Annotated in this window: 9 protein-coding genes; 2 read left to right on the plus strand and 7 right to left on the minus strand. The window is 41.6% G+C overall.

Translation table 11 applies throughout. From position 1 onward, the window contains the following. Window positions 1-13: 13 nt before the first annotated feature. Together MXE38_RS01255 and MXE38_RS01260 are read right to left on the minus strand one after the other, a co-directional pair. The gene (locus MXE38_RS01255; RefSeq protein WP_246910270.1) at window positions 14-688 is read right to left on the minus strand and encodes a M15 family metallopeptidase; all 675 of its coding nucleotides are present in this window, start codon (window positions 686-688) and stop codon (window positions 14-16) included. A gap of 120 nt (window positions 689-808) precedes the next feature. Continuing rightward, window positions 809-10,591, minus strand: coding sequence for a hypothetical protein (locus MXE38_RS01260; protein WP_246910273.1), 9,783 nt, complete (start codon window positions 10,589-10,591; stop codon window positions 809-811). 304 nt (window positions 10,592-10,895) lie between these two features. On the opposite strand from MXE38_RS01260, the gene MXE38_RS01265 reads away from it, so the two are divergent. Further along, window positions 10,896-11,048 (plus strand): hypothetical protein, encoded by a 153-nt coding sequence (locus MXE38_RS01265; RefSeq protein ID WP_246910275.1) that lies wholly within the window; start codon window positions 10,896-10,898, stop codon window positions 11,046-11,048. A gap of 210 nt (window positions 11,049-11,258) precedes the next feature. Here the strand turns inward: MXE38_RS01265 and MXE38_RS01270 are convergent, their stop codons facing one another. Then, the gene (locus tag MXE38_RS01270; protein WP_246910277.1) at window positions 11,259-12,269 is read right to left on the minus strand and encodes an Asd/ArgC dimerization domain-containing protein; all 1,011 of its coding nucleotides are present in this window, start codon (window positions 12,267-12,269) and stop codon (window positions 11,259-11,261) included. 522 nt (window positions 12,270-12,791) lie between these two features. Then, window positions 12,792-14,489 carry a methyl-accepting chemotaxis protein gene (locus MXE38_RS01275; protein WP_246910279.1) on the minus strand — a complete coding sequence of 566 codons (1,698 nt, stop codon included), beginning with the start codon at window positions 14,487-14,489 and terminating at the stop codon, window positions 12,792-12,794. 931 nt (window positions 14,490-15,420) lie between these two features. Here MXE38_RS01275 and trxB point away from each other — a divergent pair. Further along, entirely contained in the window at window positions 15,421-16,365 is a 945-nt protein-coding gene (gene trxB, locus MXE38_RS01280; protein WP_246910281.1) for a thioredoxin-disulfide reductase, read from the plus strand. Window positions 16,366-16,550: 185 nt separating this feature from the next. On the opposite strand, the gene dapE is transcribed toward trxB, so the two are convergent. The 3 genes from dapE to MXE38_RS01295 all read right to left on the minus strand — a co-directional run bounded on the left by dapE (window position 16,551) and on the right by MXE38_RS01295 (window position 23,236). Then, the gene (dapE, locus tag MXE38_RS01285) at window positions 16,551-17,765 is read right to left on the minus strand and encodes a succinyl-diaminopimelate desuccinylase (RefSeq protein WP_246910283.1); all 1,215 of its coding nucleotides are present in this window, start codon (window positions 17,763-17,765) and stop codon (window positions 16,551-16,553) included. Window positions 17,766-17,950: 185 nt separating this feature from the next. Continuing rightward, entirely contained in the window at window positions 17,951-18,601 is a 651-nt protein-coding gene (locus MXE38_RS01290) for a hypothetical protein (RefSeq protein ID WP_246910285.1), read from the minus strand. Window positions 18,602-18,841: 240 nt separating this feature from the next. Next, window positions 18,842-23,236 (minus strand): hypothetical protein, encoded by a 4,395-nt coding sequence (locus tag MXE38_RS01295; RefSeq protein ID WP_246910287.1) that lies wholly within the window; start codon window positions 23,234-23,236, stop codon window positions 18,842-18,844. Between the last annotated feature and the right edge of the window lie 547 nt (window positions 23,237-23,783).

Raw genomic sequence — 23,783 nt, forward strand, 5'->3', positions numbered from 1 at the left:
TAATTAGTTGCAATTATTGGTTAGAGGTAAGTTTAAGCATGGCATCAGCTTGCTTAAAAGTCATAACATCCTTTACATAAGGAGCAATAGCCAAATTACTGTGTGCTAAATAATTGACGGCTTGCTCATAATCAAAATTAGTAATATAGGCTTGGGCACTTTCAAGGTGGGAAATATGCCAAGGTTCTATTCCAATAGCTACCACCTGAGAAGTGCTAGTTTCTGCATTTAAATATGGGTTACTAAAACCAAATAAGGACAAGTTTTCTTTTAAATAACATCCAAATTCATAAAAGTAAGAATTAGGAAGATATTCACGATAGGTAAGCTCTAATTTTTGCCCAGCGGGTAACTTATTAGGAGCGTATACGTCTAAATCACTACCAAAATGATGGCGTGAAAATCCTGGCATTGCAGAGAATAATAAAATAGCTTTAATGCGCTCTACAGGGTCGCTAGGAATAGGGGATAGAGGCTGTTCATTTTTATCCAATATTACTCTTTGGCCAGTAAACTTAGCATTAAAAATAGTAGCTTGTGCTTCAAAAGAGCGAAAGGCAGAGCAAGCTTGTAGGTCAAAACCAAATTTTTTAGCATGTGCTTGTAAATTAATAAAAGCCTCTTTAGCCTGAGGTAAGCACATAAGGCGCTCATTTAATGGTACTAAGAACTCATTTGATAAGCCCATACATCTTTGCCAGGTAAGTTCACTCATAGCTTAATCTCTAATAAAAGGTGAAAGGAAAAGAGTAGAGCCTTTATTTTAACTGCAAAAAATAAAAGAGGTGGCCTAAGCCACCTCAAAAAATTAGTTCTTATTAGCGTCTGTGTTGAAGAAGTCGTCATCAAAAGCTAGACCATTGGGACTTTTATCGTCGTCAAAGGTGCTTTCGTCAAATCCTGGCAAGTCAGTAAAGCTGCCAAAATCATCATTTTGTAAAAACGGGTCTTCCTCGTTTTGAGTGCCGAAACTATCCAGGTTGCTGCCTTCAAAATCAAGGTTATCATCGCCTACCATATCCTCAACAAAGCGGTCATTATCTGCTAATGCTTGCTCTTTGTCTAAATTAAAGCCTTGGTGCTCGCCATTCATCATGTCGGATACTAGGTTTTCGTCTTGCTCATCTTGGTCGTCGCTATCAAAATCAGCAAAATCGAATTGATTAGTATCAACATTAGTGTCCTGATCAAGTGACAAACCGTCTGGTAAATTATTAGCACCATTAGATAAGTCATGCTCGCCAGTAGCATTTTGGGCATGTAATTTAGAGCCTGATTGCTGAACAATTACCTCAGGTATGTCAGCAGGGACATCTGAGAGCATATCTGCTAGCGCATCAGAGCCGTCAATACGTGAGTCCAGTAGGGCATCATCAGCATTACCAACCTCAAAGTTAGGAGGCTCCATGTCTAACATATCGCCTGAGGTTATATGGCTGTCGCTACCTGAATTTAGAGTATCATCATGGCTGTTAGAGCTATCTAACTCTGGTTCAAAGCTACCAAAGCCTTCTGCTCCTAAGTTATCAGCGTTAGCTAAGTCATTGTCAGCAGTATCATTGTCGAAATTATTGGTAGTAAAGCCAGCTTCCTCAAGAGTATTCTCCTCAGGTAAATTTAGCTGTTCCTCACTAGTGCTATCGGCACTGTCGGTACTATCAGTACTATCAGCGCTAATATTTGGCGTACTATCAACCTCTTGACCAACATTGAGATCTGAACCTGAGATATTGGAAATATCGAATTCATCATGTGGTACCGACCACATAGAAGGTTCGTCACTATTATCAGTACCATCAAGTTCTGGCTCAATCTTATCTGCGCTTGTCTCAGCCTCGCCAGTTGCAGCCTCTGGCTCAAATGAGCTAGATTCAGCTTCGGCAGTCTCAGACTTGCTAGGCTCTGCCTCTGGCTCAAATGGGCTAGATTCAGCTTCGGCAGTATCATCCTTGCTAGGCTCTGCCTCTGGCTCAAATGGGCTAGATTCAGCCTCGGCAGTATCATCCTTGCTAGGCTCTGCCTCTGGCTCAAATGGGCTAGATTCGGCTTCGGCAGTCTCAGACTTGCTAGGCTCTACCTCTGGCTCAAATGGGCTAGATGCAGCTTCGCTAGTGGCTTCTTCACTAGGAGTGCCAGCGCTAAGAGGCTCTTCATTAGTAGATTCAAAAGAGTCATTGCCATCAGAGCTGTCAGCATCAAAAGCGATAGGCTCATTTTGGTCTGCTGCTAATGGGCTTTCTAAACCAGTATCAGCAGGTTCATCAAAATGCTCACCACTGTCAGTCATGCCCTTTAAATCGGCAAAGTCATTGCTAACTAAAGGTTCTAACTCCATTTCAGAGTTAAATGGGCTGTCAGTTAGGTGTTCAGTTTGAGTACCAGTACTCTCCTCTGGCTGATTCTCAAAATCTGGGCTTATTTCATTAGGATTGGAGTCATATAGTTCGGCAAAATTATTACCAACTAAAGGCTCAAGTTCCATTTCTGGCTCATTGAGAATACTGCTTTGGGTATCTTGAGACATAGGCTCTTCAATAAAGGAACCACTGTCCTCAATGGCTTGCCCACCATCAGATGTAAAGTCACTAGGCTCGAAAACCTCTGGTTTTTCAACAGTAGAGAACTCATCATCTAAACTTGGAATTTCATCCTCAGGGCTTTCATTTACTTCATCTAAGCCTTGAGTTTGGGCATCTTTAACTAAATCTTTAAAGTCGATGTCGCTAGAACCAAGTTCATAATTATCAGAGCTCTTTTCATTAGTGGATATATCTGGGGTTTGGTCATTTTCACTAACAATTTGAGCATCTTCTATCTTAGAGCCATCTAAATATGGTTCTTCGATTTCATGAGCCAACTCAGTCTCATAATCAGAGGCTGGTGCTACTGTTTCTTCATTTTGAGTATCGCTAGATGGCTCTTGGCTGTCATTAGCGTTACCTAAATCAAAAGTTTCTTCGCCAGTATCAATTCTTTCTGGATAAATCTCACTTTGCTCGTCACTAGCGGCATTTTCTACAGTGTCGCTAGAGTCAGTGCTCTGTGAAATAGGCTCAGAAATGACAGGCTCTTCTAACAAGTCGTCATTAGAAATATGGTCTAAATCAATATTATCTAAAGCTTTGTCCAGACCTTCTACTTGCTCATCAATAGCACTAGGAGCTTTTGATTGCATTTCCTCTGGGGTTGGAACAATGTAGTCATTAGCCTCATCATCAATGTTATCGTGATGGTTTTCATCAATTGAGTCCAAACCACGGAAATCAGCAAGCTCCTCAGCTTGTGGAGCAACTTCCTCAATAGTGCTTGGGTTAATAAGCTCTGCTGGGGCACTGTCTTGCTCAGTAAGAGGAGCTTCTTTTAACTTACTATCATTGGAGCTTGAGACAGGCTGGTTAGTATTTTGTGCAGTAGGCTCAGTTCCAAAGTCAACAGGACAGCTAGAAAGGTCACCTAAATCCATGGTATCGATTGAGTTAAGAGCATCTTCTACCCCATCTAACATAGAGGCACCGCTGTCTTGAGCTTTATCAAAATCAGGGAAAATCATGTCATCAGAGGTATCTGGTAGCTGATTACCTGTGTCTGCTAAAGACTGCTCTGAATCGTCCTGATTATTAGTTTGCTCTTGGTCTAAAGATTCATTAATTAAATCGTCGCTGGACATATTGTTTAAGTCCATGTGATTTACAGAATCAATAGCATCCTCAACGTTATCCAAGCTTTCATGATGAGGTTGTAAGGCCTCTAAACTTGGCATAACAATATCATTGGAGTCATCCTCAATATTGTCATGGTGATTGTCATCAATATGATCAATACCTTGGAAATCCTGAGGGATTTCTTTAGTAGGGTCTTCTGCTAATAAATCATTATTAGTTAGTAAGTCCTCACTGCTAGGCTCTGTTTCTAGAGTTTCACTAGTATTTGCTTGTGGTTGCTCGCTAGTAGCAATAGGCTCAGGAGCCTCTGTAGCACTTTCTAGAGTTGTGCTTGGCTCTTGAGGGGTAGCATCCTGGCTAGCGGCCTCTAAATTATTAGAATTTGGAGTGTCTAAAGCCTCATCAATTAAGGCATCGCTGGACATTTTATTTAGATCCATATGGTCTAAAGAGTCCATAGCGCTGTCCACATCGGTTAAGCTTTCGTGTGGAGGCTCCATAGCTTCTGGGTTAGGCATAACAATATCATTGGACTCATCCTCGATGTTATCGTGTTTGTTATCATCGATATGATCAAGTCCACGGAAATCATCACCCATTAAAGAGGCTATATCCTTGTCATCTTCGGCAAAAAGCTGCTTGGCAGTTTCATCTCCACTATCGCCTTCGCTATGCTCTAAGGTGTTATTACCTGTAGTATTAGCATCACTTTCTGGCTGCTCGGATAAATTAGAAGTATCACTTGAAGCTTGCTCGTGACCCATTGGTGCATTAGGGTCAAGAGAGAAGTGGGTATCTTCCATTTCATCAAACATATTATGATCTTGATTAGTAAAGTCCATCTTGTCCAAGATGTCATTACTTTCATCTAAATCAAATATAGAGTCGTTATTTTTGCCATTGGCAGCCATTTCCTCGCCAGAAGGCATAATGAGGTCTACTGAATCACCAGAGCTTGGAATGTCGTCATCTAAACGACCAAAGCCGTGAACATCAGCGCTTTCTCCCTGCTCTTCAGCTAATAAGGCAGATAAGTTTTCGTCATCCTTGCCTAAGCCAAATTCATCTGGATAAATAAGATCAATTGGAGCATTCTCATTAGCTGCGCTTGGCTCAAAATTAGTCTTAAAGTCGTTTTGGGCTTCTGGATTATCTAAATTTTGGGCAAAACGAGCAAAATCATCGGCCATATTGCCTTGGGCTTCGCCTACAGGGCCTGTATCCCAAGTGCCTCTTTGGTCGTTGTTATCATCCATAATGAAAGGATACTCAGCACTACCCATGTCGGACAAGCTAAATGGGTGTGATGGCTCGGTATTTTCAAGAGCAGTAGAGCCCTCATCAATTTGTGGCTCACTTGTGAAAATATCACTCTGAACATCCTTTTTTGGCTCACTTTCTGGCTGCTCTTCACTCTTAGCATCCTTTTGAGTGTCCTGAGCTAAATCTTGCTGTTCTGGAGTTGTTAAGCTTTCAAAAGGATTGTTCTCAAGCTCACTAGGATCCTTTAAATTAGCATCATCCAAAGATGTTCCTAGCACATCTGCTAAGTCCTTTGCCTCTTCGGTAGCTGTTTGAGGGGTAGCTTCTTTTTCAAGATCTGCTACGTGCTCATTGTCTAAATTAAAGGTATTAGATAATTCATCAAGCTCGCTTGGTGGCTCATCAAAAACAGTATTGTTATCGATTTGATTGCTTGGCTCTTGGCCTAAAGCAGATGCTAGGTCACTGGCCTCATCCCCTAAGGAATCGAAATTAGAGTCTTCTTTAGGCTGAGTATTAGCAGTTAAGTTGCTAAGACCAGCGTCTAAAGCAGGTAACTCCTGTTCATCTGCACTTTCACTACCTGGAATTTCTTTGCTAGCAAGATCATTGTTGCTAAAAGTATCTTCTGGGTTGTTAAATACCTCAGCAGCATCCTGAGCATCAAGAGGTAAAGCATCTTCTGGTTGCTCTTGGGCACTAAGATCAGTAAAAGTACTATTTTCAGGTACTTCGAACTGATCGCCACTGCTCTCTGGGCTTTCAAGCTCATTAGCTAAAGAGCCAAAGTCCATATCACCAGAGTGATCTAACTCAGGTGTGTCAAGGCCATCAGCTAGGTCTGAATTGTCGCCACCTAAAGTGTCAAAAGGACTCTCCTCAGCACTTTCTAAGCTTGGCTCTAAAGCTGTATCAGCCTCAACCTCAGGCTGTTGCTTAGCAGCAGTTTCTTGCTCAGTAGGGGCAGTTAAATCAAGTTCATTAGCAGATGCTGTATCTAATTCTTGTTGGTCAGTTGGTTCTTCAAAACCAAAGGCAGATAAATCACCCTCGCCCTCATTAGCAGTATTTTCGTTGCTACTATCAGGGCTATTAAGAGCCTGTTCATCTGTAATGCTGGTGTCTTGTGGGTTCTCAAGCTCATTAGCTAAAGAGCCAAAGTCCATATCACCAGACTGATCTAACTCAGGTGTGTCAAAGCCAGAGACTAGGTCAGAATGGTCGCTACCTAAAGTGTCAAAAGGATTTTCTTCAGCATTATCTAAGCTTGGCTCTACAGCTGTATCAGCCTCAGGCTGTTGCTCAGCAGCAGTTTCTTGCTCATTAGGGGCAGTTAAATCAAATTCATTAGTAGGGACAATGTCTTGTGTGTTCTCAAGTTCATTAGCTAAAGAGCCAAAGTCCATATCACCAGACTTATCTAACTCAGGTGTGTCAAGGCCAGCAGCTAGGTCAGAATTATCGCTACCTAAGGAGTCAAAAGAAGTGTCTCCAGAAGGAGTATCAAAGCCAGAGGCCAAGTCTGAATCGTCGCTACCTAAGGAGTCAAAAGAAGTGTCTCCAGAAGGAGTATCAAAGCCAGAGGCTAAGTCTGAATCGTCGCTACCTAGGGAGTCAAAAGAAGTATCTCCAGAAGGAGTATCAAAGCCAGAAGCTAAGTCTGAATCGTCGCTACCTAAGGAGTCAAAAGAAGTGTCTCCAGAAGGAGTATCAAAGCCAGCAGCTAGGTCAGAATGGTCGCTACCTAAAGTGTCAAAAGGATTTTCTTCAGCATTATCTAAGCTTGGCTCTATAGCTGTATCAGCCTCAGGCTGTTGCTTAGCAGCAGTTTCTTGCTCAGTAGGGGCAGTTAAATCAAGTTCATTAGTAGGGACAGTGTCTTGTGGGTTCTCAAGCTCATTAGCTAAAGAGCCAAAGTCCATACCACCAGACTGATCTTGCTCAGGTGTGTCAAAACCAGCAGCTAAGTCAGAATTGTCGCTACCTAATGAGTCAAAAGAACTGTTGCCAGATGGATTATCAAAGCCAGCAGCTAAGTCTGAATCGTCACTACCTAAGGAGTCAAAAGAACTGTTGCCAGATGGATTATCAAAGCCAGCGGCTAGGTCAGAATTGTCGCTACCTAATGAGTCAAAAGAACTGTTGCCAGATGGAGTATCAAAGCCAGAGGCTAAGTCTGAATCGTCGCTACCTAAGGAGTCAAAAGAAGTGTCTCCAGAAGGAGTATCAAAGCCAGCAGCTAGGTCAGAATCGTCACTACCTAAGGAGTCAAAAGAAGTGTCCTCAGCTGTAGCTGGGGCTTGCTCTTGTGCCTGCTCTGGTACTTGCTCTTGGGTATGGTCAGTTAATTCAGTGGTGGAACTCTCACTGCCAGAGCTTTGTTCTGGAGTGGAAAGGCCGTCAGCATTAGCATCACTATCAAAACCAAATAGGCTATTGTCAGAGTCATACAATGAGTCCTCTGGTAGGTCGCCTGCATTGCCACTTTCTGTTTGAGGGGCGCTTTGGTCAAGATTGTCTAAAGATTGAGTATTATCAGATCCATCAAGTTCATTTGCTAAAGAGCCAAAATCAATATTATTAGATGGATCTGCATTAAAGGATAGATCGTCGCCGCCAAAGGTAGCATCACCCTTGTCAGAACTATTGCCAGAAGCGGCATTAAAATAGAGTTGGTCAGCGGAATTTTGGGCAAAACCATCCTCAGGGCCCTGCTCTTGTGGAGCACGTCCTAAGCCAGCATTTACAACAGTTGAAGCTGGTGCTGGGTTGTTTTGATCAAGGTTTGTTTGAGCGTGGTTTTCTGGATGATCTATTTCATCAGCTAATTCACCAAAGTCTAGACCCTCTAAACCATTACCTTCTACAGCAGGACTTTTTAAGTCTCCAAATTGATTGTTTGTTGCTGTATTTAAAGATACGTTAGATGGATCTTGCTCATTAAAAGCTTGATCGTCTAAATTGCTAGCCCCGCTGACCGCAAATGAGTCCCCAGCATTATTTTGTGCTGGGGATAAATTGCTTTGGTCATCGTGATTAGCACTAGCCTGTATGACCTCTTGAGAGGCTAGTGCATTAGTTTTTGGGAAGGCATTCCCTCCTGCGCCTTGCATCGATGCTGCAAATTGCTTGGCATCATCGCCTCCTAGGTCGTCACCAAACCCTCCCGAGTCGTCGCCAAACCCAGCATCTCCAAAGCCAGAATCATCGCCAAACCCGCCTGAACTATCCGAAAAATCAGCAGAATCTTGCGAGAAGCCGCCTAAATCATCACCAAAACTGCCTGTTTCGCCGAAACCACCAGAGTCTTCACCAAAGCCTGAGGAATCACCAAAACTATCTGCATCATTGCCGAAACCGCTAGAATCTTGGGAAAAATCAGAAGAGTCAGAGCCAAAGCCTGAGTCGCCTGAGGAATCACCAAAACTATCCGCATCATTGCCGAAACTGCCAGAATCTTGGGAGAAGTCAGAAGAGTCAGCGCCAAAGCTATCAGAGCCAAAGCCTGAATCAGCGGTAGAATCGCCAAAACCACTGCCAGCATCAGGGGAACCAAAGCCTGAATCAGCAGAAGAATCGCCAAAACCATTGCCAGCATCAGGCGAACCAAAGCCTGAATCAGCAGAAGAATCGCCAAAACCACCGCCAGCATCAGTGGAACCAAAGCCTGAGTCAGCAGAAGAATCGCCAAAGCCACCGCCAGCATCAGTGGAACCAAAGCCTGAGTCAGCAGAAGAATCGCCAAAGCCAGTATCTGAGCCTAAGTCTACTTGACTGGCAGAATTCTCATTTGAGTCTAACGAATTAGCCCAGTCATCATTTACGGCATTTAAAGCGGACTTATCAATGGTGCTTGAAACATTTGAAGCAGCATTATCCCATGCTTGTTGAGCCTCATCATCATGTGATGAGGCCATAGCTGCGCCCATAGCAGCTCCACCTAAGGCAGCACCAGCAACCGCCCCTGCAACAGCTGCATTATTGCTTGCTGTGTTTAGCGGGGCTGAACTGGGCATCACGATTTCATCGTGGAAATCAGGCGCGCTTGATTTCTTATTATTGCTTGAGGCATCACTACCAAACGTATCTAGATCACCATCGAAGCCGCCATCAAAGTTGTCGTCCATGCCCATGTCACCAGACATTGGTGTATCGTCAACTATTGGAGCACTATCTTCCACTACTTCTTTAGCAGGAGCGCTCTTAGCCTTTTCCTTCTTAGGGGCTGGTTCTTCTTCTGTTATGGGATTCTGAGCTAATAATGATGATATTTCTAAGTCATCTTCGTCCATGAAATCGCCGCTGTCATCGTCGAAACTATTAGCAAGTTCATGCTGGCGACGCATACGAGACTTAAAGACAAATAAGCCAATAGACATTAATAAGGCTAATACACCTACAACTAAAAGGATCCACATTACAGGGCCGCTTTCAAAAGAAGAAGAAGTAGAGCCTGTGCCAGTAAGTGGGGAATGGGTATCAACCATACGACGATCAAGCTGAGCTACGCTATCAGCAGTTTCCATTTGGAAGCCACGAATTTGCTCAACTTGCTTATTAATCTTAGATAAGGAGCTACGTAAATCACTATTGGACTGTTGAAGTTCAGCAATAACCTGTTCGTAGTTATTGATAAGCTCACTAACCTCTTCTTTTGCAGTTACAGTAGCAGTGTCTTTAGCTACTTGAGCTGAGCGCTGAATATTGTCATCCAATCTGCGATAAATATCTTTTTGTGCAGTTTGAATATTATGCTCAGTCTTATCTAAGAGGCTCTCAATAGCACGTAAATCTAAAGAAGATTGAGTGATAGTTGGAACTGACTCTTGAGTTAATTTAGCATTATGGGCAGCTAGTTCTTCATCAGTAATAATTTCCTTATCAGGATTATCCATACCCTCTTGATCGGTAAAGGTTAAGGTAGGATTGATATCACGTAATAAGGTCTCACGGGCTACAAAAGAAGGAACTTCTTGGATGCCAGAGCCTGGTAAATTTGGAGAGCTTGCGTGAACTGCACCAATAGGGCCATTATTAGCTTCATTATTAGCTAATGCGCCTTGGTTAGTAGCATTTTGGTAAAGGCCAGAGCGGTTAAGTGGAGGTAAGGTGGTAGTACCATTGCTTAACAAATCTGAACCAGTTTGAGTCTGCTCTAAGGCCATTTCCTGGGCTACAGGAATGTTTAAAGTAGTGCCTCTACGAATCTGATTAACGTCGCCATTATTAAAGGCATCACGGTTATTACGATAAATAGAAGCTACAGCCTGGAACTCATTTACATCGTTATATGGAGCGGAGTAACGGTGAGCAATAGACCAAATAGTCTCACGAGGGCCTACAGTATGTTGAGCTTGGAAATTAGCTGGTAAATTTGCAGGACGCATTTCTTGAGCAGCTAAATTAGCCTGCTCAACAGGAGACTGAGGAATTAAGCCTGGAATTGCATTAGGTTGGGTGTTTTGACCTTGCACAGCTGGTCTTTGAGCAGGTGCAGCAGGGGTTACAGCTACAGGAGCAGCTGGAGTTGCTGGACGTGCTACAGGCTGAGCTGGGCGAGGTGCACGACGCACTGGTGCCTCTTGCTCATTATCAGGTCCAGTAATACTGATAGAAAATTCTTCCTCAGCATACACCTGAGAAGTAATAGCCAACAGGCTAGCCATTACTAATGTTAAAAAATGCTTTGTAGGGCTCATAAGTACCACCAATTCTACATCACCAAGATGAGACCTGCCAATTTACTGACAAGCAAACCGTTAGTGAAATATGCAATTACCATGCACACCGCAAAACTAAGTACAAATCTAAGCTTTGCTTACATATTTTTTAGTAAAAGTGCAAAGGTAGAGGTTGAATCTTTAAAGCACATACTTTAAAGACTCATTCTCTTTAATACTTTGCTTTAATTCTCATAAAGCAAAATAAATAAAGAGTAAGCTCTTTATTAAAAATAATACAACTTCCAAGATGGCTGATTTAAAAAATAAAGAAGTGCAAGCGCATGTAATTGCATGGAATAAGCACTTACATATTTTTAAAGTGCGCTGTGGTTTAAAAAAATCACAATTAAAGCAAGCTACCAATTTTTTTAAATTAGTAGTCAGTCTCTCCTGGCGTTAATTAAAGATAGCAAATTATGAAAATTTCTATCTAAGCAATAAAGAATACATTTTAGCTATCTACAAAAGCAAAACCAAGTTTAATAAAGCAAAAAAGAGCGCTAAGACAAAATAATCTTGCGCTCTAAGTAAAAAAATTGCTTTAAAACAATCAGATTTAGGCAATATTTAGTGTTGATTAATAATTGCTAATTGTCTAACAAGTAATTGTCTATGACAGCTTGTTTTGTAAGATTTGTAATAAATCAATAGTGCAAGTTGCCTCACCATGACGGGTATTATCCATAACCACAGTAAAGTCAAAGGTTGCTTTATCTTGCTTTCTAATGCGTCCAATAAAGAGCTTATTATTTTGCTCATTATCAGCACAAGAAACAGGGGTGATTAATGCTTTATCCTCAAGATCTTCCTCAAGAGCAATAGCATCACTATTTTTTAATGCCTGTTTAAATTCATCTAAGGAGCAGTCCTCTTCTAACTGTACATGGATAGAGAGTGTGTGACCGTAGAAAGTAGGAACTTGAATGCAAGTTAAGCTTAGACCTTGTTCAAACTCATCAAGTAAAGAGAATACTTCATGCTTAATGATATTTTCGTGCTCAGACACTCCCTTGTCGTCCAGCTCGCCAATACGAGTATGAATATTAAAAGCTAATTGTGCTGGGAAGTCAGTAACATCAACACTCATACCATTTAACAGTAGGGTGGTTTCACGAGCTAAAGTCTGGGTACCTAATTCACCGTGCTCGGAGGCTGCAATCATAGCAGTGATCACGGCACTCTTAACCCCATATTCATCATGTAATGGGTTTAAAGCTAAAACAATTTGGCTTGAGGTGGCTAAAGGCACGCTAGCTAACTTCTTAGCAATGACCTTATCAATGTCATAAGGATTAACTTCTTTTAAAACTGTAGGAGCTGCTTGAACTCCAGAGAAAAGATGACTGTTATCAATGACGATACAACCTTGGCTTTGAGCCTTAGGAATGAGGCGTTCACTTTCATCTTTGGTAGTTAAGAACAGTGCCACTTGAGCTTGAGAAAAATCAAACTCATCTACATAGGAAATAACATAATTTTTTCCACGTAAAGGCACAGCATCATATTCGGCTGCTAAAGGGCTTAAAGGATAGAACTCATCTATAGCAATGTTAGATTCTTCTAAAAGCTCTAAAACTAATTTGCCAACAATAGTGTCATAACCATAAATAGCTAATTTCATCAAAAAAACCTCAGATTGCCCTTACTAAGCACTAAAAATGTAGCCAATAGTATACAGCCACAACCGAAAATAGCCTAACACAATTAATCTTACCCCAGCTTGCTAAAGCAAAGTAGCTAACAGCTATCCTGCTTAGGTAAGCCTAAAATTATTTATGTACCCAAGTAAAACAAAGGCACAAGTGCAGTAGGCGCAATTAGCTGAACCTAAATGATAAAAGCTAAAGACCACAAGCTAAGAGCTAAATGCCAAAGGGCAAGTACCAAGCTAAACTCTAAGGGCTAAGCACCATGGAATTGCTAATAGCTAAAGGCTTATGGTCAAAGGACAATGGCTGATGGGTAAGGGAATGACTAAAAGGTGAAGAACCAAGGTGGAGCCTAAAGATAAAGGCTAAAGGCCAAAGAATAAGGGCTGAGGCTTAGGTGGCAGGAAAATGTGAGGGGGTGATGCGAAAAAGGCCTGCATGGGCAGGCCTTTTGGGAGCGAATACAGAGCTTAGGCTCTGATTAAAATTAATAATTATTTCTTTTCGATAGCTTGGCCAAGGGCGGCATCGCTTTTATGAATACGCTCGAGCTTAACATCTTCAGGCTTAATGCGAGCCATGTTCAAGTTAAAGAACTCAAGCTCATGTAAAAGGGATTGAATCAAGGTATAGCAGTAGTTGGATACATCAGCTGCATTGCCAGATACGTCCACAGATTGCTGAGCCATTTCACTAATGCCTTGCATATTAGTAGATATTTCTGCAGTAGCAGTAGTTTGCTGGCTAGCAGCCTCGGCAATTTGACCAATCTGATCATTAACATTGGTTACTGAGTTAACAATAGTGTTTAAGGTTTGCTCAAGTTCGTTTGCCTCTTCTGCCACAGTCTGCATTTGCTCTACAGAGTTATGCATAGAATCGGTAGCATCTTGAGAGTCGCTTTGTACTGTAGCGACCATTTCGGAAATTTCCTTAGTAGATTGAGAGGTACGGCTAGCCAGCGCACGCACCTCATCAGCTACCACAGCAAAGCCTCGGCCTGCCTCACCTGCACGAGCTGCCTCAATGGCGGCATTAAGAGCTAGTAAGTTGGTCTGAGCAGCAATGTCATCAATGGTACTTACAATAGAGCCAATGCGTTGAGATTGCTCAGCTAAACGCACCACTTTCTCAGCATCATTTTTGGTATAGGTAGATTGCTCTTTAATACGATCAACAGTTTTACGTACTTTTTCCATACCTAAGAAAGTCTCTTGACGAGTATTTTCCGAGGCGCTTTGTGCATTTAAACAGTTACGTGCAATATCTGAGGTAGTAGAAACAAGCTCATCAGCAGCCGCAGCCACAGTAAGGGCTCTATTTTCAGATTGTGATGCTCCATGGTTAATAGCCATAGAGGATTGGTTTAGCATATGAGATTGTTCTTCTAATTCCTTGGAAACAGCAATAGTACGAGCAATGATGCGGTTTAAATTAGTGGCAATAGAATCAAAAGAATTGTAAATCGAGCCAATTTCATCATTGTGAATTCGGCGCATATCAATGCCCAAATTGAAGTCACCATGCTCTAATTGGGAAGCCAGACGAACAATGTTATTGGTATTGTTAGAAATGTATAAGTATAAAGAAGCGGCAAAACCGATAGCAGTTATAACACCCAGAACCGTAACCACGGCTGTAATATATAAAATATGGGTCATATCCAGTTCATCAATAGCATCGGCTAAGAATGAGGTATAGGATACTACCAGAGCTGCCATATTGGCATTGCCTTTAGATGAGTGTGGGAGCACGTCTTTTAAGAACGATACCTGAGCCTCATCATATTGACCTGCTAATAATTGCTTTTCAAAAGTTGAGCCTTGAATAGAATTAACAAGAGCTTCCATGCTACTGCGAGTTTCACGAGCTAATGGCTCTTGAATAGCCATGGATACCTTGTGAGCTGTATCTTTTAAGGTTTGTACATCCTTAAGGCCTTTTTGCACTAAAGAAGGATTTGGGTTTACCTGAAGTTGGTGTAACCAAGAGTGTACAGCGTTGTAGTTAAAGTAAACTTGATAAGTTCCTTGCATTTCTTTACGAATTAAAGAACGCAATTCTTTTTCGGCATTATTCGTTGTGATGATGGAATATAAAGACATGCATGCTATGACGATGGCCAGTAAGATCACAAAGCCGAATCCTGTGTAAAGCTTGCCTCTCAAGCTTAAATTTTTAAGAAACCCCATTACACTCCCCTTATATAGTGCAAGTTGTATAAAACCGCTAAGTATTAAGATGTGATCTAAAATTAGGTAATTTTAGATGGATAAAAAACTAGATAAAGCTATGTGTATGCCACAATAGTCTGATAGCTACTATTAATCAGACTAGTTTGACTAATGACCATCTATGCTAAATATAAGCCAAAACAATACTTGAGCTTATAAAAGTATGGCTATGAAGCCATAAATTGGCAGCATAATAGCTTAAAAAATTTCTTATGATAGCTATATGATAAAAATTTGCATTCATGTTATTTGCAATTCTTTTAGATTGCCCTCACTAAAAGCAAAATCTATCTAAACTTTCACCTAAAACAACTTATCTTGTTAATAAGAATGTACTAGCAACAAGCTAAAGTGTAAAGTGCCACAAAAAACTAAATGATAGCAATATGAAATCATCAAAAGCGCTAACTATGTCGAAAATTTAGGGCTTATTTAAAAAAGTTTCATTTTGTGTTTGCAACTAATTAGGATAAGCCAATAGATTTAACGCTCTTAAGAATCAAATCTTTAGCTTACATAATATTTTACTTTTTCCAAAATAGATATGACAGTGAATACAAAAAATTATGATAGAAAAATGCAAATTGCGGTATGTTGCTCTTGAGATATTATGGGTTGATAAAAATTAGCGCAATCGTCGCTATAAAAATACAGATTATATGACAAAAATTGCGCTGTTTTGCGTGTTGAAATGGCTTATAAATCGCATTCTTACAAGCTTTTCATAAAGTCGAGCAATTTGTTTTGTATTTAGGTATGATTATTACATGAATAGTTAGCCATTGCTCACAAAGGATAAGAGCAATGTGGAGCTGCTAACTGCAACAGAATTTAACTTGCTTAATCTCGTTGTCATTTTGTTTTAGCAAAGACACTTGGTGAGGTTTATATGGTAGAAGAGATTTCCAAAGTAGTTATTATTGGTTCTGGCCCAGCAGCCTGTACTGCAGCAATTTATGCAGCTCGTGCTCAGCTCGATCCTATTATGGTTAAGGGTTTTGAAGAAGGTGGTCAGCTTACTACCACTCCAGAGGTAGGTAATTGGCCAGGTGCTTTAGGCGATCCGAGCGGCTTTGACATTATGCAAAATATGATTAAGCATGTAGAAGCCCTAGAGGTTAAGACTATTAGTGATGTAGTAGTGGAAACTGATTTGTCTGGTGGTGTAAAGCGCTTAAAGCTTTCTGGTGGTCAAGAGTTATTTACTCGTGCCGTAATTGTGGCAACAGGAGCACGTGCTCGTTATTTAGGCATTGATTCTGAGCCTAAGTTCAAGGGCAAGGGTATTAGTGCTTGTGCTACCTGTGATGGTATGTTCTTTAGAAATAAAGACGTAGCTGTAATTGGTGGTGGTTCTGTAGCCTTTATTGAAGCTTTATTCTTAAGCAACCTTTGTAACAAGGTTTATTTAATTCACCGTCGTGAAGGCTTCCGTGCTGAGCAAATTTTAGTAGAGCGTGTTAACGAAAAAGTTAAGCAAGGCAAGATGGAGCTCATTTTAAACGCTAAGGTTACTGAGTACTTAGGTGATGGTCTGTTAAACGGCATTATGCTAGACGTTAAGGGTGAGAGCCGTAAAGTTGACTTAAATGGCGTGTTTGTGGCTATTGGTCACAGCCCTGCTACTGACTTCTTAAAGGGTCAAGTAGAGTTAGATGACAAGGGCTATATTGTAACCAATAAGTGCAAGACTCCTGTAACTGCTACATCAGTACCAGGCGTATTTGCAGCAGGTGACTGCTCGTTCCCTGAGTACCATCAAGCTGTAGTAGCCGCAGGTCAAGGCTGTCAGGCTGCATTAGATGCCGAGCAATATTTATTAGGTATTTCCTAAAGCTAGTTTTACTTAAAAACTAAAGAAAAATAGCCCCCGCCAAACAAATGGTAGGGGCTATTTTTTTAACTGCATTACAGCCAACGCTCGCCATACTGGCCTTGCGCTCAGCGCAAATAGCTGCGCTTTGCGCAAGGCGCTGTGCTGGCGCAGGGTACTGCGCTTTGTGGCTGGTAGGATAGGCCTTATAAGTGCAGTTTTTCTAAGGCTTCTTCGTAAATCTTGGTTAAGGTTTCCAGATCTTCTACATTGACACACTCATTAGCCTTGTGAATAGTGGCATTGATAGGGCCAAACTCTACTACTTGAGTGCCTAAAGGAGCAATGAAACGACCATCAGAGGTACCGCCTAAAGTATTGAGGTCTGGAGTTACCTTAGTGTGATGCTCTACAGCTGCTTTGAGGGCTGTTACTAACTGACCATCCTTAGAACTAATAAATGGTAGACCATTAATTACATAGCGTACGGTAGCATAAATACCAAGCTCTTCCATGGTCTTTTCTAAGCGTCTTTGTAACTTAACTGGAGTTTGTAATGGGCTAAAACGCCAGTTACACATAATTTGACAAGTGCCAGGAGCTACATTTTCTGCACCAACGCCAGAATTAAAGTTGGTAACATTAAATGAGGTTGGAGGGAAGTCCTCATTACCATTATCTAATGGCTTTTCTAATAAAGCAGCAATAAGCTGAGCACCCTTATGGCAGGCATTATCAATTTGCTCTGGGTAAGCTACATGTCCTTGTTTGCCGTTAATAGTAATGTGAGCGGTCATAGAGCCACGACGACCAATTTTGATAATATCGCCAAAGGTCTTGGAGCTAGATGGTTCGCCTACAATACAAAAATCTGGATAGAGACGCTCTTTTTTCAGCCACTCAGCTACAAAAGGAATACCACCAACAGCATCACCCTCTTCATTAGAGGTCATTAATAATCCAATAGTGCCCTTGTAGTTAGGGTGTTTTTTAACAAAGTTCTTAAGAGCAATGGTCATGGCAGCATCAGAGCCCTTCATGTCGGCTGCGCCTCTGCCATAGAGTACGCCATCTTTAATAGTTGGGCTAAAAGGATCGCTATTCCAATCACTCTCTTTAGCTGGTACTACATCAGTATGGCCTAAGAAAATGGTAAAAGGGCCTGGAGCTACAAAACCACTGGCATCATAAGGGCCAGGGTTATTCTTTAAAATAGTAGGATCACCCTCAAAATTGGCCTTTGGATCAACACTGTGTAGGGCCAGTAAATTAAAAGTTGGATACATGCCCTCACGTAAAGTACGGCATTTAAAACCAACCTCTTTAAGCTCTTGTTCTAATAAGTCTTGGCAACCAACATCATTAGGGGTTACTGAATTGCAAGCAATCAATTTACTTGCAAGCTCTAAAGTTTCGGACATGATATAAAAATCTCTCAAAGCAAAATTAAGCAAGAGGAGGGCGTGTAGGTTAACCATAGGCCTTGGTATGGCTTAGTAAAAATACTACCAAGGCCTTAAGCTCTTATAAGCAACTCCACGCTCTTGCCCACAGGGCGATCTTGCCTGCTGGGCTTGATAGTGGGAGTTGTTAGGTAAGCTAATTACTAATCATCGTCATCAGTTGCGTATTGTAAGAAGAGCTTGCTCTCAATTTGTAAAAACTTATAGGCATTAGCATTAGTGCCCTTTAAAGAGAAGCGCTCAATACGACCATAACGAACCTTCATAAAGAGATCTAAATCATCTTGGTTAACTTGAGAGCGGGCCTCAAGGAATTGACTAAAGTAGTGTTGAGCCAATAAAGGATCCCATGGGAATACAGTAGAAATAGAGCGTAGGATGAGCATAGAGTAGGCATCAATAATTAAATATTGCTTAGTGCCTAAAAGATCTAAAAATTGCTCTAACTTGCCATCTTCTTTGGTAAGGTCAACTACAGGTAAAGTCTGGCCTTGAGCACCATCATCATAGCTTACATGAGCCTCGGTACCATCAGCATTTACTTGTAAGTAGCAAGGATCAATATTAGCTTCCTCTTTGTGAGCCTTGATAGTGTTGCGTAGTTCATCAGAGCATACTAAAAATGGCTTAGCACCCATTAGGGCAATAGCTGAACAAAAGTCAGGAGCACCATATTCTTTAACATCAGACTCATTGAGTTTGACACATAAAATGGCTTTAACCACCTTCTCTGGAGGACGAATTACCTTATGGGCATCTGGTGGACACTCGGTTTGCATTCTAACTTGAGCCATAATTACTCCTAACATAAACAGCACAGCATTAGCCTATGCTGGCTCTAATCAAGAAAAATATTTAAACCAACTATGTCATCAATAAGACATTACCACACAGGCTATGTCTTGGTGATGAAATAGTGCTTTTAAAATTGTATTAGCTTTAGACACAAAAGCAAGCATATAGCTAAATTAAAGGCCTTTAACTATTTGGGTTAAAGGCCTTTGTGCCATCAAATGATAAGAATTACTAATCTTTTAGAAGAAATGGCTATAGTGGCGTAAGTATGCTACTAACTCAAGACTTGATTTACTTAAGAAATCGTAGTTTTGACTCTTTAATAAAATCATGTCAAATAAAATAGCAAAGAGAGTAATTAGCTGGAGCGCATAAACATAAGGTCTATTGGCTGTACCTTGGTTCTTGGCAATAAAATAGCCAAAGATTAAGCGTACTAAAATACTTACACCAAAGACAGATAAGCCTACGGTATAGTGTAAGAGACCAAATGAGGCCATAATGCTTAAGATAATGACAAAGAGTAAGCCCTTAGTTGACATATTGCCAATGGAGTCCATTGGGTCTTGAGGGAAATTCCAAGTCAATGAAGAAGCAGTAGCCGCAGCCATCATAGAGGCAATAGCAAAGGATGCAGTAGCCTCAACAATACCATCAGTCTTTACTATCAGAGTATTAGCCAGCCAAATAAAGATCAGCATAGGAACCATAACTGAGGCTGAGGAGAGCACTGAGTCACGTTTCCACTTACGACTAATAAAGACGCAAATACGATGAATACCACGATAGGCAGTTAAGCCTGTTAGTAGTAAATAAATTAAATAAGAAATCGATCCTACATAATCAAGCTCAATAGTAGAGTGCAAGATACTACCAACAGCACCAGCAATTAAACCCACAAAGAAGAATGGAATAGGCATAGAGCTTGGATAGCTTTGGCCTAAAGTCTTAGATAGGTTTGGTGCAATCAGCGGTAAAGTAGTGTGACTAAAGAATGAGGCAATCAGCTGACGGATATATAAGCATATCATCATGCCAAAGCCGACATTATCTTTAATGGTCATATTAGAGAAGTTGTAATTACCATCTTCTTCTTTACGCTGGTTGGCATTTAATTGCTTTTGCTTAAGCTCAGCACTAGTAAGCTCCTGATTAGTAGTTTCAGGATTTAAAGTAGCACTATTAGCTAATTCCTCGGCATTAGCAGCCATAAGGCCATTAGCCTCTGTCTCAGCAGCTTGAGCATTATTAACGCCATCAAAAAGCTCAGGGCTTGATGATAAATTGTTAGTCTCATTACCCTCTAATAACGCACCATTAGGCTCATCTAAGGTAGTTTGCTCTCCTTGAGAGGCCAACATACGAGCACGCTTAACCACCTCAGAGTTAGGGGCAGCCATGGATTCACGAGCTGCATCGGCAAGCTCCTTCATATAGGCAGCTTCTTCCTCTGGGGTTGGCATAGCCTCATAAGACTCTAAAGATTCATCATGAATAATTTTAGAGCGCTGTGCATTAAGCTCGCCTTTATTGCGCTTAACTCCTACTAAATAAACTGGGCCATCATCTTGATTAGCTTTATTGGCAAGCTTATCTTTGCTCATATAGTATTTTGGACCATCATCTGGCTCAATACTGTTTTTAAGGTTGAGCTGAGATAAAGCGCCATCACCCATACCTGATGGTTCTGGGCTGTGATGCTCTTCGTTTAATTCTTGTTCAAAGGCTGGCTCTAAATTAGCCTCAGCCATGGCTCTTTCTTTTGCCAAAGCTCTTTCTTTAGCACGAGCACGCTCATTTTGCTCAAACTCAGCAGGAGATTGATAGCGTGGTGGGGTATTGACCTTATTCTTATTGCGTAAGGCATTTTCCTGAGCTAAGCGGCTAGCATAAGTACCATAATAAAGAGGTGCTTCCTCTTGAGGCTCACTTACATTGTTAGTCTCATCGGCGCTAGTAAAGTTATCCTGATCTGGCATATCAGAACCGTAGAAATCAGTCTCAGACTCTTGATCAGGGGTCTGACGCATAGCGTTTTGATGGGCTAATTTATTAGCATAAGTGCCATAAGAGTATGGATTATCCTCTTGTTGATTGCTCTTAGCAGCTACCTCGGCATTAAAGTTTTCGTGTACACCTACTACATAGTTAGGGCCATCATCCTCTTTTTCTGGCATATCAGTAGGCATGGCCTGAACTTCACTCTCATCATATTGAGAGTAGTCGTAGTAATTAGGATTATCATTAGTATTTTTTACTAAAGCATCCTGGTTTTCTTCGTAATAATCATTACTGTTGTCATAGTAAGGCTGCTCACCATCATTAGCCTCATAATCTGGCTCTTCCTTGTGGTAGTTAGGATCAGCAATACCATCATACAAGGAGTAATCCAAATTACCCTGCTCATCGTAGCTCTCTACAGCCTCATTACCTAAGCCTTGCTCTTGGCCCTGGCTCTGGCCATTGGCCTGAGCCAATTCCTGAGCCATAGCTGCCTGAGCCTGCTCAGCGGCCATTTCCTCTTCAAACTTGGCTTTGGCCTCAAAGTGCTCTTGATTTTGACGGGCGGCCATTTCATTAACCGCTTGGATTTGGTCAATGTAGCTGGCTGATAAACCTGTAATTACAGTGCTAGTATCTGGAGCCTCACTAGCTACCATGCGATTATCTAAACCTACAATGGCAGTGTGACCCTCCTCCATAACAGTAGCATCCTTAAATAGGTTAGTAGTACTGCCACTTTGGATACTATTGATATCACGAGCAATATTGCTTGAACCTGTTTGATGGAACAGGTCATTTTCACGAGGCTCGATAGTAAGAGGAGTCATACCAGAGGTTGGAGATTTAGGAGTAGAACCTCCAGCCATAGCAATAATAGCAAGCTCCTCAGGAGTCATGGTACGGGAGCTAGTGCTTTGTTCTACAGGGGTAATAACACGCTCCTCAATACCACTAATAGCAGTAGAGGTATCAAGCATCTTAGCGCCTTTCATTACGCCCTTTTCAGGAACTTCAATACTCTCATCCACTACTAAGCCGCTATTATCCCCAGCGCCAGCGCCCTGGCTATCGCCAGCGCTCTCGCTGCCGCTATCGCTAGCATCTAAACTTGCAGAACGTGAGAAGGCAGAACCAGCCTGAGCAATCATAGCCAGCTCTTCTGCGCTGATAGTACGGGAGCTAGAGCTTTGCTCTACAGGGGTAACCACACGCTCCTCAATGCCGCTAATAGCAGTAGAGGTATCAAGCATCTTAGCGCCTTTCATTACGCCCTTTTCAGGAACTTCAATACTCTCATCAACTACTAAACCGCTGTTATCACCAGCGCCAGCGCCCTGGCTATCGCCAGCGCTCTCGCTGCCGCTATCGCTAGCATCTAAACTTGCAGAGCGGGAGAAAGCAGAACCAGCCTGAGCAATCATAGCTAGCTCTTCTGCGCTGATAGTACGGGAGCTAGAGCTTTGCTCTACAGGGGTAACCACACGCTCGGTACTACCACTAATAGCAGTAGAGGTATCAAGCATCTTAGCGCCTTTCATTACGCCCTTTTCAGGAACTTCAATATTCTCATCAACTACTAGGCCAGTACCATCGCTAGTGCTCTCACCAGCGCTTGCGCTGGTATCAGAGCTTAAATCAGGGCTCTCCCCAGCGCTATCACTGTCATCTAAATTTGCAGAGCGGGAGAAGGCTGAACCAGCCTGAGCAATCATAGCTAATTCTTCTGGGGTTATAGTGCGGGAGCTGGAACTTTGCTCCACAGGGGTAACTACACGCTCAGTGCTGCCGCTAATAGCAGTAGCAGTATCAAGCATGGTGGCACCCTTCATAACACCACTTTCAGGAGTAGCAATTTCACTAGCGCTTGTAGTTAAGCTTTCGTCTGCAACCTTGCTAATATCTTCTTGTGCTTGGCTCTTGTCACTGTCGCTAGTTTGAGCCTCTGCCTCAATGGTAGCTGGGCTTTGGCTATCCATAGCTTGGGATTGACCTTCCTGGGAGTCATCAGAGGATGGGGTATCGTAAATCTTGAGACGTGGCTCTTCCTCTTGAGGCATAGTAACGTCTACGCCTTTGCTAGTGGCATTATCTTGGCTTGGCTCTGACTCTTGGAGCATATTGGAAACCTCAAGATCGGCGCTTGCACCTAATGAGCTATTTTCAGTATTGTTTTGATCTTTTTGAGATGACACAGTACTTGCTCCTATAGTGGAAGATGGAGAATTAAAGTTGCTAACTGCTAAGGCTATATCATCAGCACATAAATCATCAGCAATCTCTTCAGTGTTATTGTCACTAACATTGCTTAGAGCTTGCTTAGATAAGTCATTTTCATATTCAAAATGGCTGTCCTCTGCAATATAGTTGCTGTGAGCCATACTATAGCTATTGCCAGATAAGGTAGCCTGAGCCATGGATTGACTAGTGCTATTATCTTGTGAATTTGGTTCGGACATAGTGCTATTAGCATCTGGATTGGTTAGACGCTCTAGAGTTTCTAAGTCAATATCATCAATATTTAGAGACTCTGTATTTTGGGTCTCTGGTTCTAAAGATGCGTTGCTGTCTAATTGAGTTGCAGCATTTAATTTGCGATCGTTAAGATCGTTAGCCTTATTAGAGTCAGTCATAATTCAAAAACATTGTGGTTGATCTACTATAAGAGCACCAAAACTCCATAGCAAACAAACACCATACCCTTTAATTGTCTTAGTAAAGATAGAACATAGTTAAGATACAAGTTAACTATTAGTGTTCTCTCTCATCAGAAAGTGCCTTAGCAAGGATCACAAAGAAAAAATTTCTTACCCAGGAAGCTTTAAAGCTGGCAATTATAAAAAGCTTAGCTAAAAACTATTTGAGATCCGCAAATCAATAATTCTAGCATCATGTGGCTTACTTTGTAAGACTTTAGCCAAGACAGCACTAAGCGCAATAGTGGTAATGGTCTCTTAAAAAGACATCAGGGAGAAAATTGGTGATGCTTTATCACGATACGACTTAAAGGCGCTTGAGTAACGTAAGTAGGCTAATGCCACCATAATGCCTAAGCTATCAGCTATAAGATTACTAAGGAAAAACAAAGAGCATGTTTTTCAACCAAACAAAATGGTGAGCAATCAATGTGGACAAAGAGATGGTTTGAAAGAAAAATACATGCTCATTAGGCATAGGTAG

The organism is Anaerobiospirillum sp. NML120448, from assembly GCF_023050945.1.
Lineage (GTDB): Bacteria > Pseudomonadota > Gammaproteobacteria > Enterobacterales > Succinivibrionaceae > Anaerobiospirillum.

Coding starts and splice junctions, on each gene's coding strand:
- trxB (WP_246910281.1), top strand. CDS start 15,421: ATGGTAGAAGAGATTTCCAAAGTAGTTATTATTGGTTCTGGCCCAGCA.
- dapE (WP_246910283.1), bottom strand. CDS start 17,765: ATGTCCGAAACTTTAGAGCTTGCAAGTAAATTGATTGCTTGCAATTCA.
- MXE38_RS01290 (WP_246910285.1), bottom strand. CDS start 18,601: ATGGCTCAAGTTAGAATGCAAACCGAGTGTCCACCAGATGCCCATAAG.
- MXE38_RS01275 (WP_246910279.1), bottom strand. CDS start 14,489: ATGGGGTTTCTTAAAAATTTAAGCTTGAGAGGCAAGCTTTACACAGGA.
- MXE38_RS01270 (WP_246910277.1), bottom strand. CDS start 12,269: ATGAAATTAGCTATTTATGGTTATGACACTATTGTTGGCAAATTAGTT.
- MXE38_RS01260 (WP_246910273.1), bottom strand. CDS start 10,591: ATGGCTAGCCTGTTGGCTATTACTTCTCAGGTGTATGCTGAGGAAGAA.
- MXE38_RS01295 (WP_246910287.1), bottom strand. CDS start 23,236: ATGACTGACTCTAATAAGGCTAACGATCTTAACGATCGCAAATTAAAT.
- MXE38_RS01255 (WP_246910270.1), bottom strand. CDS start 688: ATGGGCTTATCAAATGAGTTCTTAGTACCATTAAATGAGCGCCTTATG.
- MXE38_RS01265 (WP_246910275.1), top strand. CDS start 10,896: ATGGCTGATTTAAAAAATAAAGAAGTGCAAGCGCATGTAATTGCATGG.